This is a genomic window from Streptomyces sp. WAC07094, assembly GCF_036320405.1.
Taxonomy (GTDB): Bacteria; Actinomycetota; Actinomycetes; order Streptomycetales; family Streptomycetaceae; genus Streptomyces; species Streptomyces lannensis.
Map to the genome: position 1 here is coordinate 60,165 of NZ_JAVMJZ010000002.1, position 13,321 is coordinate 73,485.

General features: G+C 67.1%; 11 protein-coding genes. 3 read left to right on the forward strand and 8 right to left on the reverse strand.

The annotated features are described in order from the left end of the window. The first annotated feature begins 200 nt into the window (after positions 1–200). A complete protein-coding gene (locus tag RCR19_RS38320; RefSeq protein WP_331269717.1) occupies positions 201–2,612 on the forward strand; it encodes a glycoside hydrolase N-terminal domain-containing protein in 2,412 nt (803 codons plus the stop codon). Between the two features lie 125 nt (positions 2,613–2,737). Further along, positions 2,738–2,842, forward strand: a complete 105-nt coding sequence (locus tag RCR19_RS38325) for a twin-arginine translocation signal domain-containing protein (protein WP_331269718.1) — start codon at positions 2,738–2,740, stop codon at positions 2,840–2,842. 168 nt (positions 2,843–3,010) lie between these two features. Here the strand turns inward: RCR19_RS38325 and RCR19_RS38330 are convergent, their stop codons facing one another. From RCR19_RS38330 to RCR19_RS38360, 7 genes are all read right to left on the reverse strand, one after another. Next, the gene (locus RCR19_RS38330) at positions 3,011–3,691 is read right to left on the reverse strand and encodes a GntR family transcriptional regulator (protein WP_331269719.1); all 681 of its coding nucleotides are present in this window, start codon (positions 3,689–3,691) and stop codon (positions 3,011–3,013) included. Positions 3,692–3,775: 84 nt separating this feature from the next. Further along, positions 3,776–4,432 carry an amino acid ABC transporter permease gene (locus tag RCR19_RS38335; protein WP_331269720.1) on the reverse strand — a complete coding sequence of 219 codons (657 nt, stop codon included), beginning with the start codon at positions 4,430–4,432 and terminating at the stop codon, positions 3,776–3,778. After that, the gene (locus tag RCR19_RS38340) at positions 4,432–5,112 is read right to left on the reverse strand and encodes an amino acid ABC transporter permease (protein ID WP_331269721.1); all 681 of its coding nucleotides are present in this window, start codon (positions 5,110–5,112) and stop codon (positions 4,432–4,434) included. Before RCR19_RS38340 ends, RCR19_RS38335 begins: the two co-directional genes overlap by 1 nt. A gap of 2 nt (positions 5,113–5,114) precedes the next feature. After that, a complete protein-coding gene (locus RCR19_RS38345; protein WP_331269722.1) occupies positions 5,115–6,032 on the reverse strand; it encodes a transporter substrate-binding domain-containing protein in 918 nt (305 codons plus the stop codon). 31 nt (positions 6,033–6,063) lie between these two features. Continuing rightward, the gene (locus tag RCR19_RS38350; RefSeq protein ID WP_331269723.1) at positions 6,064–6,789 is read right to left on the reverse strand and encodes an amino acid ABC transporter ATP-binding protein; all 726 of its coding nucleotides are present in this window, start codon (positions 6,787–6,789) and stop codon (positions 6,064–6,066) included. A gap of 59 nt (positions 6,790–6,848) precedes the next feature. Then, on the reverse strand, positions 6,849–8,141 hold the full coding sequence (locus tag RCR19_RS38355) for a threonine synthase (protein ID WP_331269724.1): 1,293 nt from the start codon (positions 8,139–8,141) through the stop codon (positions 6,849–6,851). 75 nt (positions 8,142–8,216) lie between these two features. Then, the gene (locus tag RCR19_RS38360; RefSeq protein ID WP_331269725.1) at positions 8,217–10,901 is read right to left on the reverse strand and encodes a M14 family zinc carboxypeptidase; all 2,685 of its coding nucleotides are present in this window, start codon (positions 10,899–10,901) and stop codon (positions 8,217–8,219) included. Positions 10,902–11,516: 615 nt separating this feature from the next. Between RCR19_RS38360 and RCR19_RS38365 the strand changes: the two genes are divergently transcribed. Continuing rightward, positions 11,517–12,281 carry a class I SAM-dependent methyltransferase gene (locus RCR19_RS38365; protein ID WP_331269726.1) on the forward strand — a complete coding sequence of 255 codons (765 nt, stop codon included), beginning with the start codon at positions 11,517–11,519 and terminating at the stop codon, positions 12,279–12,281. Positions 12,282–12,346: 65 nt separating this feature from the next. Here RCR19_RS38365 and RCR19_RS38370 read toward each other — a convergent pair whose 3' ends face one another. Further along, positions 12,347–12,886, reverse strand: coding sequence for a transposase (locus RCR19_RS38370; protein ID WP_331269727.1), 540 nt, complete (start codon positions 12,884–12,886; stop codon positions 12,347–12,349). Between the last annotated feature and the right edge of the window lie 435 nt (positions 12,887–13,321).

Below are 13,321 nucleotides of genomic sequence, written 5' to 3' on the forward strand. Positions count from 1 at the left end.
GCGCGTGCCCGAAGATGAGGCGGGAAGCCTCGAGCTGGTGAGAGCTTCTGTCGACGAGTGGGGCGCCACAGACATCCGATGTAAGGGTCGAGATCCCTCTCCGTCGGAACCCTTGAATACATTAATTATGAGTTTTATGTTGCTCCTGTGTACCTGCAAGCACCCTACGTGCCGCAGAACTCATCAGGAGGACAGCTCACATGACGGTGCCCCACCCCGCCGCCCCGCAACCGCCCAGTCGTCGGAGCTTTCTTTCGGCCGCCGCTGTCGTCGGAGCCGCGAGCTCACTCGCCGCTTTCGGCCTGCCGACCTTCACCGCGGCTGCCGCCGAGCCCCACCGCCCGTCGGACGACCCTCGAACCCCGGACGGCGAGGCGCTGAAGCTGTGGTACACCGCGCCCGCGGCGCAGGACGGCATGATCCAGCAGGCGCTGCCGGTCGGCAACGGCCGGCTCGGCGCCCTCGTCGGAAACGATCCGAGCCGCGAGGCGCTCTACATCACCGACAGCACCCTGTGGACCGGCGGACGCAACGACGTCCTCGACAACGACGGCCAGTTCCCCTACGAACGGGTGGAGTTCGGCTCACTCACGCAGCTCGCCCACCTCACCGTCGAACTGCCCGACCACACCCCGGACACGGTCACCGGCTACCGCCGAACCCTTGATCTGAGCAACGGCCTGGTCACCGCCGAGTACCGGCATCGCGGAGCCGCCCACCATCGCGAGGTCTACGCCAGCCACCCCGACGACGTGGTGGTACTGCGATTGATCCAACCCGACGGCGGCCTCACCGGCGCCATCACCCTGGGCGGCACCCATGGCGAGACCGCGGTCACCGACGCCGCCGACGTCACCTCCTCCTTCGCCGCGGCCTTCGGCAACGACCTTCGCTACGCCGCGGCGGTCACCGCGGTCAGCCGCACCGGCAGGATTGCCACCACTGCCACCGGTCTGACCTTCACCGACTGCGCCGACCTGCTGATCGTCTTCAGCGGTGGCACCGACTACGCACCGGACCCCACCCGCGGCTACCGAGACCCAGCCGCCGACCCCCACGCCCTGGCGTTGCAAAAGGTGCACACAGCCGTCAGGCACGACCCGGCCACGCTGCGCGCGACCCATGTCGCCGACCACCGCCAGTTGTTCGACACCCAGCACGTCTCTCTCGGCACCTCCACCGGCGAGCAGCGCGCCGCCGACACCTGGACACGTCTCCAGGCCCGCGCGCAGAAAGGTGCCGCGCCCGACCCCGAACTGGAGGCCGCATACCTGCAGTTCGGCCGCTACTTGATGATCGCCGGCTCCCGGGACAGCGTTCCGATGGGCCTTCAGGGGCCTTGGCTGGACGGCAACGATCCGGACTGGATGGGCGACTACCACACTGACATCAACGTCCAGATGAACTACTGGATGGCCGATCGTACCGGCCTGTCCGCCTGCTTCGACGCCTTCACGGACTACTGCCTCGCCCAGCTGCCCTCCTGGACCGACACCACACGCCGCCTCTACAACGACCCGCGCAACCGGTTCCGCAACTCCTCAGGGAAAGCGGCGGGCTGGGCCGTCGCCTTCTCCACCAACATCCACGGTGGTTCGGGCTGGTGGTGGCACCCCGCGGCCAACGCCTGGATCGCCAACACCCTGTTCGAACACTGGGAGTACACCCAGGACACCGCGACACTCGCCCGTATCTACCCGCTGCTCAAAGGCGCCTGCCAGTTCTGGGAGACGCGACTGATCACTGCCACCGTCAACGATCCCGTCACCGGGCAGGACCGCGAGGTGCTCGTCGACGACAAGGACTGGTCACCCGAACAGGGCCCCCAGGACTCCGTGGGCAACACCTATTCACAGGAACTGGTGTGGGCGCTCTTCGGCAATTTCCACACCGCCAGCCTGGCCCTCGGCAAGGACGCCGCCTACCGGCGCACCCTCGACGGGCTCCGCGAGCGCCTGTACCTACCGCGGGTCAGTCCCACCAGCGGCTGGCTGGAAGAGTGGATGTCACCGGACAACCTCGGAGAGGAACAGCACCGGCACCTCTCTCCGCTGATCGGCTTCTTCCCAGGCGACCGCATCACCCTCGACGACTCACCCTCCGACCTGCTCTCCGGCGTGCGTGCACTGCTCGTCGCCCGCGGCATGGACAGCTACGGCTGGGCCAACGCCTGGCGCGCCCTGTGCTGGGCCCGGTTGAAGGACGCAGAGCGTGCCTACCAACTGGTGACCACCAACCTGCGGCCCTCCACGGACAACAGCAACGGCTCCGCCATGAATCTCTTCGACATCTACCAGGTCGAGGACGACCGGAGCATCTTCCAGATCGACGCCAACTTCGGCACACCATCGGCCATGGTCGAGATGCTGCTGTACTCCCGCCCCGGGCGGATCGAACTGCTGCCTGCCCTGCCCGCGGCCTGGGCCCGGCAAGGCCGCATCACCGGGGTCGGCGCCCGTGGCGGCTTCACCGTCGACCTGGCCTGGCGCAAGGGCAGGATCACGGAGGCCGTGATCCGCAGCGTCGGCGGCCGCACCACCAAGGTGATCGCCCATGGAGTCACACGGACCCTGCGACTTCACCCGGGCGAGACCGCGACGCTGCACTGGTGAACGACGCGGAGTGGCCCAGCGCTCGGCTGCGCAGGGTCCTCCGTCATGGACGGGTGCGCGGGTACTCACCCGCCGCACCGCTCCCGCGCGGGACCATTGCATCAGGCATCAGGAGGATCTTTTCCATGAGTGAACAGACCGGGCACGGCGGTGCGTTCAGCCGCCGGGGCTTCCTGGCCGCAACCGGTGCCGCAGTCGCGTTACTGACGGCCTGTGTGGCACGGCCCTGACATCGTGCCGCACAGGCACCCCACTCACCCACGTCGACACGGGCCGATGAGAGAGGTTCCATGGCTAACAGAATGAGCCTCGAAGTCCTGGTCACAGTCGCAGGGATTCCTGACGGTGTCGACGAGTTGTCCGCCGATTCGCCGCTCGATCGCGCATCGGTGGCGTGATCACGGCTGCCGCGGCTTCCCCAGTGGTCCCTGTAGGTCGAGGTAGCGCCGCAGGGCCTGGCCCGCTTCACGGACGTGGCGGCGGATGTGGCGTTCCGCGGCACGCGGGTCACCCTTCCCGATCGCCTCCAAAATGGCCTCGTGCTCATCGACAGCGACGGACAGACGGCCGGGGGCTCGCGCGGAAAGACGGTTGCCCAGGCGCACCTGAGCGATGAGGTTCTCCGCTATGGGGATGAGCCGTCGGCTGCCTGAGCCCTCCCAGATGAGGCGGTGAAACTCGAGGTCCAATTCTCCGTAGCGGTTCAGGTTGTTCGCTTCGATGGCCTCTCGCTGTTCGGCCAGTAGTTGGCGCAGCTGTGTGGCGATCTGGTCGTGATCGGGTGCCACGGCCGTCCGGCGCGCTGCGAGGCCGTCGACGGCCTCCCGCAGCTCGTACAGTTCCAATAGGTCGTCCGTGCCGGCTTCGGGGACGAAGTAGCCGCGATGCGGAACGGCGATGAGGAAGCCTTCGCGTTCGAGCGCGGCAAGGGCGGTCTTGATGGGGGTTGGGCTGAGGCCGAGTTTTTCGGTCAGAGGGCGGACGGTGACGCGGGAGCCCGGGGTGAGGGAGCCGTCGAGGATGGCCGCTCGCACGTGGTCGTAGGCGGCATTCAGCAAGGTGTGGCGCGGGACGGTCATGATCGCCGGTTCCCCCCTTTGTCTCCGTGTGTATCGGTACGGAGGACGCTACCTGCCCGAAGTTGCCGGCCGCGGTCGGGCAGGTCAGTGCAGTCTGCGCTCGTACCAGCGCGACAGCATGGTCAGCGGCAGGCAGATGACGAAGAAGACGGCAAGTACGGCGCCGAGGATCGGTACCGCGTGGGTGGAGCCGCCGGAGAGGGTGAGCCGTTCGATGGAGCGCTGTGATGCTTCGAGGATGTCGACGAGTCCGATGACGGCGGCCAGTGAGGTCTGTTGGGTCAGGTTGACGACGAGTCCGATGAGCGGGGGGAGGGCTCGCCGGGCGGCCTGGGGCAGGAGGACGTGTCGCATGCGGCCGGTCCAGGAGAAGCCCAGTGCGGCGGCGGCCTCGGCCTGCCCGCGTGGTACCGACTGGACGGCGCCGCGGACGACTTCGGCCACGTTGGCGCTGCCCCACAGGGACAGTCCGATGGCGGCGGCGATGAAGGTGTTCACCCGTACGCCGATGATGGGCAGGACGAAGAAGATGAGGAACAGGGTGATGATGATCGGTAGACCGCGCCAGATTTCGACATAGGCCCGGACCACGGCCCGGACCGGTTTGCCGGGCAGGGTGAGTAGTGCGCCGAGCAGGATGCCGACCAGGAGGCTCGCGGCAATGCTGACCAGGGCCAGCAGGGCGGTTTCGCGCAGGCCGCCAGCGAGGTAGTCGGCTACGGGGCCGACCCATGCGGGCATCAGTGTCCTCCTGGTATCGCGAAGCGGCCCTCGATGGCTCTGGCGCCCAGTGACATGAGCCAGACCAGTCCGAGGTAGACGACGCCGATGGCGAGGAACATCTCGAAGACCCGGAAGGTGACGGCGACGATGTTGACGGCGGTTTCGGTGAGTTCCGGGTAGCTGATCGCGATCATGAACGATGAGTTCTTGAAGACGGAGATGAGGATGTTGGTGACCGACGGGAGGGCGATACGGGCGCCGATGGGGAGGGTGACGTGTCTGAAGGCGGCCAGGCGGGGGAAACCGAGGGCTCGGCAGGCTTCGACGTAGCCGCCTTCGACGGCTTCGAAGCCGGCGCGGAAGTTCTCCACGTTGTAGGCGCCGCCCCATACAAGCAGTGACAGCCAGCCGACAGTGAAGCCGCCGAGTTGTAGTCCGGTCTCCGGTAGTGCGAAGTAGAGGAAGAAGATCTGCACCAGGAGTGGGGTGTTGCGGAACACTTCGACGTAGACCGTGATCAGTTGTCGGGCGACCGGTATGCGGAGCGTGCTCACCGCGCCGAGCAGTGCGCCGACGATCAGGGCGCCCGCCATGCCGATGGCGCTGATCGCGAGCGTCCGCAGCAGGCCGGTGCCGAGGTCGCCGAGGTGGTCGACGATGATCGCCGGGTCGAATTGGTAGCCGGAGTCGTCGGGCATGTTCAGCACTGGATGGTGGCGCCGGTCGGGTAGGTGAGGTTGTGGCCCGGGCGGGGCAGGTACTTCGCGAATTGCCGCTGAGCGGTGGTGTCGGTGACGGTCTTTTGGAATTCGCTCCAGAAGAAGTCGGTCTTCTGCATGTGGGCCAGGGCGCCGTTGATCCAGGCGAGCATCTGTGCGTCGCCCTTGCGGACGCCCATGCCCCAGGGGCTGTCGGCCTTGGCGTCGCCGACAACCTTGAGGTCGGGGTTCTTGGTCGCCAGGTCGAGCAGAAGGGTGTCGTCCTGGGCGAGGGCGACGCCGCGGTTCTGGTTCAGTGCGGTCAGTGCCTGGCTCGTCTGTGCGAACAGGGTCTGCTCGACGTCCTTCATGCACTGGGTCAGCCAGAGGCTGGCGGTGGCGCCGCTGATGCTGATGACCTGCTTGCCGGCCAACTCGTCGAAGGAGGTTATCGAGGAGTTCTTGGGTACCAGCAGTTTCACGCCGCTCGCGAAGTAGGGGGTGGAGAAGTCGATGGTCTGGGCGCGTTCCGGGGTGTAGTTCATCGTCGCTTCGATCAGGTCGATGCGCTTGGAGGTCAGGAACGACACCCGGTTGGATCCGGTCACGCAGGTGAGGGTCAGGGCGTTGGGGTCACCGAAGGCGTAGGAGGCCAGCTGGTGGGCTATGTCGATTTCGAAACCCGCGTTTTTCGAGGCTTCGTCGATGTATCCGAACGGCGGGTAGTCGCACTTGACGCCGACGGCAAGCTTGCCCTTGTTCTTCACCTCGGCGGGCAGCGGGGCCCCCACGTCGACCGGGTGGGCGGACGCGCCGGAGCCTGCGGCGGACGATGATGACCCGTCCGACGAGGAGGAGCAGCCGGCGGCGAGAGCCAGGACCATCGCCGCGGAGATGACAATGCCGAATCTCGATTTCACGACTCAACTTCCTTCTGCCCGCTCGGGCGGGCTACCTGAGTACCTTGCGCAGGAACTGGCGGGTGCGGTCGTTCTGGGGCCGGTCCAGCACATCGGCCGGACGGCCTTGCTCCGCGATCACGCCACTGTCGACGAACACCAGTCGGTCGCCGAGTTCACGGGCGAAGCCCATCTCGTGGGTGACACACAGCATCGTCATTCCGGAGCGGGCGAGGTCACGCATCACGTCGAGGACCTCGCTGACCAGCTCCGGGTCCAGTGCGGAGGTCACCTCATCGAACAGCATCACGTGCGGGTCCATCATCAGCGCGCGGGCGATGGCGATCCGCTGCTGCTGACCGCCCGACAGTTGCCGCGGGTAGGCATCGGCCTTGCCCGCCAGCCCCACTCGGTCGAGCAACGTGGTCGCCCGCTCGTACGCCTGGTCTCTGGACATCCGCAGCAGCTTGCGCGGCGCCAAAGTGAGGTTGTCGATGGCGGAAAGGTGGGGGAAGAGGTTGAACTGCTGGAACACCATGCCGATACGTCGGCGTACCTTGTCCAAGTCGACGCCGGGTGCGGTCAGATCCTCGTTCTCCAGCAGAACCTGTCCGGAGGTCACCGGCTCCAGCAGGTTGACGCAGCGCAGCAGGGTGCTCTTGCCACCGCCGGACGGACCGATGACGGTGACCACCTCACCGCGGGCCACCCTCAGGTCGATGCCCTTGAGTACCTCGACGGTGCCGTATGATTTGCGTACCCCGCGCAGCTCCACCATAGGTGCCTGTCCATCGGCGGATGACTGGACGAGCGGACCGTCCACGCCAGGCGACCCGGTCATCGAGGTGTCCGACGGCCACGGACCGTGCCGGTCGTTTCGGCCGTGGAGGTCGCCTCCGGCGGCAGGTCTGCATCCCGTCCCAGGGGGGTCGGCCGGTCGACCTGCAGGGTGTCGGCGTATTTCAGCGCACTGCCGGTGTTGAGCACCAGGACTTCCTCGTCCCCGGCAAGCCACCCGTCGGTACGCAGCCGGCGTACCGCGGCCAGTGTCGCCGCCCCCTCCGGGCACATCAGCACGCCGTCATCGGCCGCGCAGGCCACCTGCTCCTCGAGGATGTCCTGGTCGTCGACGGCGATCGCCGTACCCTTGCTGTCCCTCAGTGCGGACAGGATGAGGAAGTCGCCCAGCGCTGCTGCGACGTTGATACCGAACGCGACGGTGCGTGCCTCGTCCGCCGGCCACGGTTCGGCGGTCTCGGCCCCCGACTCGAAGGCCCGCACAATCGGTGCGCAGCCGGTGGACTGCACGGCCACGAACCGGGGCAGCCGCCCGGTGATCCAGCCCAGCGCGGTCAACTCGTCGAGTGCCTTGCGGATACCGATCAACCCCACGCCACCACCGGTCGGGTACACCACGACATCCGGCACCCGCCAGCCGAACTGTTCGGCGATCTCCAGGCCCATCGTCTTCTTGCCCTCGATGCGGTAGGGCTCGCGCAGCGTGGCGGCACTGAACCAGCCGTCCTGTACGGCTTGCCCCGCGATACGGCCCGCGTCGCCGATCAGACCGTCCACGGTGTACACTCGGGCGCCCGCTGCAAGAGACTCCTTCCGGGTCACCTGTGGAGCGTCCTCGGGCATCACGACCAGACACTCCATACCGGCCCGTGAGGCATAGGTGGCCCACGCGGCGCCGGCGTTGCCGTTGGTCGGCAGCGTCAACTGCCGTACCCCGAGTTCGTGTGCACGGGAGACGCCGACCGCCGCGCCCCGCGCCTTGAAACTGCCGGTCGGCAGCATTCCCTCGTCCTTGGCCAGCAGGCCCGGTACCCCGATGCGTCGGCCGTACCGGGTCAGCGGCAGGATCGGCGTCCAGCCCTCACCGAGAGTGATCACGTTCGCGCGGTCCCTCACCGGCAACAACTCCCGGTATCGCCACAGGTCCGCTCCACGTGACGCGATGTCTTCCGGTCGGACCGAGGCCCGGACCTGATCGAGGTCGTAGCGGACGAGCAGCGGCGAACCGCAGTGGCACACGTTCTGGGGCGCATCCGCGTCGTACCGCTCGGCGCACCGTCCACACTCCAGGTGGGTCAGCGCGCTCGTCCAGCCTCCGTCGTCGGGGTACAAGCGGGGTCTTCCTCTCTCTGTCTGGCCGGGAATGGCCGATGGTGGGGGCGGTAGGGCCCGCCCCCACCCTGCGATCTACTTTCCGAGGCGCTGGAACTGGCCGGCGGTGAGCTTCTTGGACGGCCCGTAGTACGCGGCGTTGAAGAGCATCCGCTGTTCGGACCGGTTCCAGGTGCGGAACCCGATCTCATTGCCGAAGGTGACGGCGTAACCGCTGCCGATCGTCCAGGACAGTCCGTTGACCGCCCCGTTGAGGTGCTCGCCGCCGATCAGCCAGCCGCTCTTCAGCTGATCACCGCTGTCGGGGTACTTGGCAACCACGTCCACCGGGTACGTGCTCGTGCTGGTCAGCTTGTACGCGTCGTCCGAGACGAACCACACGGGATTGTTCGCCGGCACCCCCCAGGCCGCCGGGTTGTTCGTGTCGAATTCCTGGCTCAGCAGCGACCCCGGGCAGTAGAAGTCCGAATTGGAGCCGCTGGGCAGAGTGGAGGTGATGGGCAGGCCGAACAGCGACTGGGCCGTCGCGGTCCCGCTGCCGAAGGTGACCAGCGTGCCGCCGCCGGTCACGAAGTCGTGCAACTGGTTCCAGCCGGTTGTGCCGACGCCGAACGCCCAGGCCCACTCGGGCGGGTACTTCGTCGAGCTCAGGCCGTTGACGATGGAGCTCTTGCTGACCCCGTCCGGCACGATGATGGCGTCGTACGTGTCGGCGAGGTTGGCGTAGTCGCCCGCCTCCACGACCGAGTAGTTCACCCCGTACTGGTCGAACGTCCACATCAGCCAGCCGGACGGCATGTTGTCCGGGGGCTTGAGCAGGCCGATCTTCGTGCCCGGCTTGAGCTGGACACCGGCGACTGCCGGCACCGTTTTGATGGCGGACACCGGGATGCCGGTGGCCGTCGACTGGGTGCGCAGGAGCTCCCTGGCCGCCGAGGACGGCGGGACGAGGAAGGTGCCGGCGGGGAAGGTGCGACCGCCGTCGGTGAACTGGGCTGCGGCGCGGAAGGTGGGGATGTTCTCCTTCTGCAGCGCGGCGACGATCCGGAACACCCCATAGGACTCCGGTCCGATCGCGTACGCCCCGCTGCTCGGCGCTACGGACGGCTTGGTGACCACCGCAGGCTTGATGGAACTCAGCAGTTCGGTGTCGGCCGAGAAGGATGTGGTGATGAGGTCGGCTTCGAAGCCGAGCAGCATCGGCAGGGTCTGCGCGGTGGTGTCGTAAGGCCGCTGCGGCGGGCCACCGGGGTATTGCAGCAGCTGCGGGTAGCTCTGTACCTCCAGCAGCGTCTTGGCGAACGCCGCGTACGGCTGCTGCAGGTGGATGATGTACGAACCGGCCGGGTACTGCTTGCCGTCAGCGGTGAAGGCGACCCGTGCCTGGCGGATCTCCACCGCGCCGCGGTGGAAGATCTCGAGAGCGTCGCGGACGGCCTGCGGGTCACGCTGCCCGGCCGGGATGACGTAGGCGTACGGGCTGGTCCGGGTGACCGCCTTGGTGCCGACGCGATAGGAGTTGTAGAGCCAGTTGTAGGTGTCGTAGGCGACCGCTTCCAGACCCGAGTAGAAGGCCTGGGAGACCCAGTCGATGATGTTGCGGAGCGTCCAGGTGTTGGAGTCGTACGGCTCGATGAAGTTGATGTCGGTGGTCTGCTGTCCGAGCGGTTTCGTGCCCACGTTGGGGTAGGCGAGGTTGGAGGCTGCCGCCGCCTCGGTCAGGATGCGCGCCGAGCCGTGGTAGACGCAGTATTGCCGGGACGGGGACCAGTAGTCGTATGTCGAGCCCCAGCCGTTCCCCTTCATGCCGGCGACGGTCATGCCTCGCTGCATCGCCAGGCCCACAGTGTCTGTCTGCTGCACCAGGATGGTGTCGATGTTGGGGTCGTACGGCGAGAGGTACGGGGGGGTGAACAGCCGGGGGGCGTTGGCGCCGGCGCCGTGGGAGTCCTGGAAGACCTGCGGCCGGTACTTGTTGAGGATCGAGACGTTGTATCTGCTCTCGATCTGGGTGAGCATGATCCAGTCGCGGTTGTCGTCGTGGCCGGTGTACTTGTTGTACAGGTCGGGGTAGGTGCGCGAGTAGTTGGTGCCGGCCGTGGCGGCGAAGTAGTCGTTGACGAGGACGATGCCGTCCGGGTTCTGGCACGGCTGGAGCAGGATGACCAGGTTGTCGAGGATCTTCTCTATGTAGTCGGATTTCTCGGTCGCCAGCCGGTAGGCCCATTCGATGGCGGCCTGGGAGTTGCCGACCTCGGTCGAGTGGATGCCGGCCTGCACGTAGTAGAAGGGCTTGCCCTCGGTGGCGAGCCTCTTCGCGTTGGCCTCGGACAACCCTCGGGGGTCGGCGAGCCTGGCATTGGTGGCGACCAGCTTGTCGAGATTGGCGAGGTTCTTCGGCGAGCTGATGGTCAGTAGGACGTACGGATGTCCCTGAGTGGTCTTGCCGATCTCCTCGTACTTCACCCGGTCGCTGTGAGCGCCGATCAGCTGGAAATACGGGACCATCTTGTCCCATTGGGCCAGGAAGCCTTCGGTTCCGATCGGAGTTCCGAAGTACTTCGCAGGGGCCGGGATGGACCCCTGCTTCTGCGTTCCGGCAGCCGGCTGATCGTGATCGGTCCGGGTCGGGGACATCGCGGGCGCCGCTGAGGCGGTGCCCGGACCGATCACCGTCGTCGCCGCTGCCGCGGCGCCGGCCACCGCGGTGGTTCGAAGAAGAGTTCGGCGGGACAGCCTTGAGCTTTCGCTGCTGGTCATCTATCGACATCGCCTTTCACGGTCCGACTGGGCCGGACCGTTGTCCGAGTGAAGTCGGGGGTGGGGCGACTTCACTGCCCTGCGGGTGTCGTACAACGCCATGTGTGGCGCGGCGCTGCGCCACGATGGTTGCCGCGATGCCTGGGTGCCGCGCGCTGCTGTCGGGCAGAGCTGCGTTGATCCGCGAGCAATCCCGACCCCGGGCCGTGAAACGTTGAGTGCCAACACAATCTGTCAGCTGACGGCCAATGAGAGCAACGATTCGATATTGGATTTAATATCAAGTACACACTGTGCAACATTGAGTGAGGCGCCGAAGCGTGATGTGTGCAGGTCGGAAGGATGCGCTGGCTGTACTGTCCGTTCGCCGCCGCTTTGACCGCCCTCACAGGACAAGCACGGTCGCCCCGGGAACATGCGACCAGGCCTGCCGCATCTCTCCACACGTGATAACGACGTCGGACTGGAGCATCAAACCCCCTGGCAGAGGGTCGCTTCCGTATGGCCGTGCCCGGCAGGAGCGCACGGCGCGGCGGCGCGCGCCGCCGCGCCGCTCAGCGCTGTAACCCGAAAAAGCAGTGGCTGCGCACGCTCGGACCGCATACGTTCGCCTCCATGGTTGACGCAGCTTTCGGACATCCGCGCCTCGCCGCCGTCTACGACCAACTCGATCCGGACCGCAGCGATCTCGACGCGTACGTCGCGATGGCGGAGGAGTTCGGGGCGCGGTCCGTGCTGGACATCGGGTGCGGTACGGGCGTGTTCGCGCTGCTGCTCGCCGAGGTCGGGATCACCGTCACCGGGATCGACCCCGCACGGGCCTCCGTCGACGTCGCGCGTGGCAAGCCTGGCTCGGAGCGGGTGCGCTGGCTCGACGGTGACGCGGGAGACCTGCCGCCCATGCAGGTCGACCTGGTGACGATGACGGGGAACGTCGCCCAGGCGATCGCCGACCCGCAGGCGTGGCATACGACGCTGCGCGGCGCGCACGAGGCGCTACGACCCGGCGGGCGGCTGGTCTTCGAGACGCGCGATCCGGCGCAGCGAGTGTGGGAGGAGTGGGCGGAGTGGACGCGTGAGACCACGTACCGCGTGACGGACATCCCGGGTGTCGGCCATGTTGCGACCTGGGCCGAGCTGACGGACCTGAGCCTGCCGCTGGTGAGCTTTCGGGGTACGCACGTGTTCGCTGCGGACGGGGACGTCCTGATCTCGGAATCGACACTTCGCTTCCGTGAACGCACGGAGATCGAGCGGGACTTGCACGATCACGGCTTCGTCATCGATGACGTACGCGACGCACCCGACCGGCCGGGCAGAGAACTCGTGTTCGTGGCGCGGCGCGGTATCGCGGAGCCCGTACCTCCCGAATTGCCCTAGTCTAGAGGGCTCGTGAAGATCTTGGGGAGGGGCTGTTCGGCCGTAGGCCGGGCAGCCCATTTTCGCTATGTGGTAGCCGGGGCGAGTTGCCAGGTGCCGCCGGTTTGGGTGAGTCGGAGGTTGACCAGTCGGCGGAGGTTGAGGGCGGCTGCTCGGGTGTGGAGCCAGACGTTGTTGGCGATGGTTCCGCGATAGCGCAGGCGGCGATTGCCGTGCTGGACGAGCCAGGCGACGGCGCGTTCGACCGGTGGTCGCCAGCGCCGGTAGTTGGCGTGCCATGTGAGATCGTTCGCGGCTTGGTGACGGGCGGCGGCCTGGAGGTCGTGGTGCGGGCGGATGGTCACAACGCGTCCGGCCTTGGCTTTGGTGCACCGCTTGCGCAGCAGGCAGCCGGTGCACAGGTCCTTGAGGAGGCGGTGCGCTGGTCGTGCCGTGAGCAGGACGTTGTGCCTGCCAGGGCAGGTCACGAGGGCCGCGGTGGTGTCGATGGCGAAGTTGTCGAAGGTGAAGCCGCCCAGGACGGCAGGCCGTAGCGGGGCGGGTTTGAGGAACAGCCGGTGACCTGAGTCGTCGAGGCTGCGGCGGGCGTGAAGCTTGGTCTGCACCCCCCAGTGCCCGGGCCCAAGGGCCCGGGGCTCCGCCATTCGGCGGGGCGTCTTCCGGCATTGCAGCATCCGTCCCTTCTCGATACCGCTGCCGCCCTTCCCCATGCGGCCGGCTTTCCCGGCCTCGGAGTACTACGGCGGCTCCGCCCCGTCCCCAACCGACCGGCGGTCGACGCGCCCAGCGCCGGCGGGCCTGCTGGCAGCAGACGGCGGGGCGAGGTTCGGGACGGTTCCCGTGTTCACTGTGGTTCCGCTCGACGAAGGAGGAGCCTGACTGTGTCCCTGCGGCATCGCCACGACATGAGATGCGGGGGCAACCCCCGGCCAGCCGTACGGCCGTTCCTCTGCAGGAAGCTGCGCGGCGTTGCGGCGCATCGAACGAGAGCCGCTGATCGGACGACATGACCAACTCGGCGAAGCGGGGCGGTGCCAGGG

Excerpts from the sequence above, each read along its gene's own strand:
- RCR19_RS38320 (WP_331269717.1), top strand. The coding sequence starts at position 201 with ATGACGGTGCCCCACCCCGCCGCCCCGCAACCGCCCAGTCGTCGGAGC.
- RCR19_RS38325 (WP_331269718.1), top strand. The coding sequence starts at position 2,738 with ATGAGTGAACAGACCGGGCACGGCGGTGCGTTCAGCCGCCGGGGCTTC.
- RCR19_RS38330 (WP_331269719.1), bottom strand. The coding sequence starts at position 3,691 with ATGACCGTCCCGCGCCACACCTTGCTGAATGCCGCCTACGACCACGTG.
- RCR19_RS38335 (WP_331269720.1), bottom strand. The coding sequence starts at position 4,432 with ATGCCCGCATGGGTCGGCCCCGTAGCCGACTACCTCGCTGGCGGCCTG.
- RCR19_RS38340 (WP_331269721.1), bottom strand. The coding sequence starts at position 5,112 with ATGCCCGACGACTCCGGCTACCAATTCGACCCGGCGATCATCGTCGAC.
- RCR19_RS38350 (WP_331269723.1), bottom strand. The coding sequence starts at position 6,789 with ATGGTGGAGCTGCGCGGGGTACGCAAATCATACGGCACCGTCGAGGTA.
- RCR19_RS38360 (WP_331269725.1), bottom strand. The coding sequence starts at position 10,901 with ATGACCAGCAGCGAAAGCTCAAGGCTGTCCCGCCGAACTCTTCTTCGA.
- RCR19_RS38365 (WP_331269726.1), top strand. The coding sequence starts at position 11,517 with ATGGTTGACGCAGCTTTCGGACATCCGCGCCTCGCCGCCGTCTACGAC.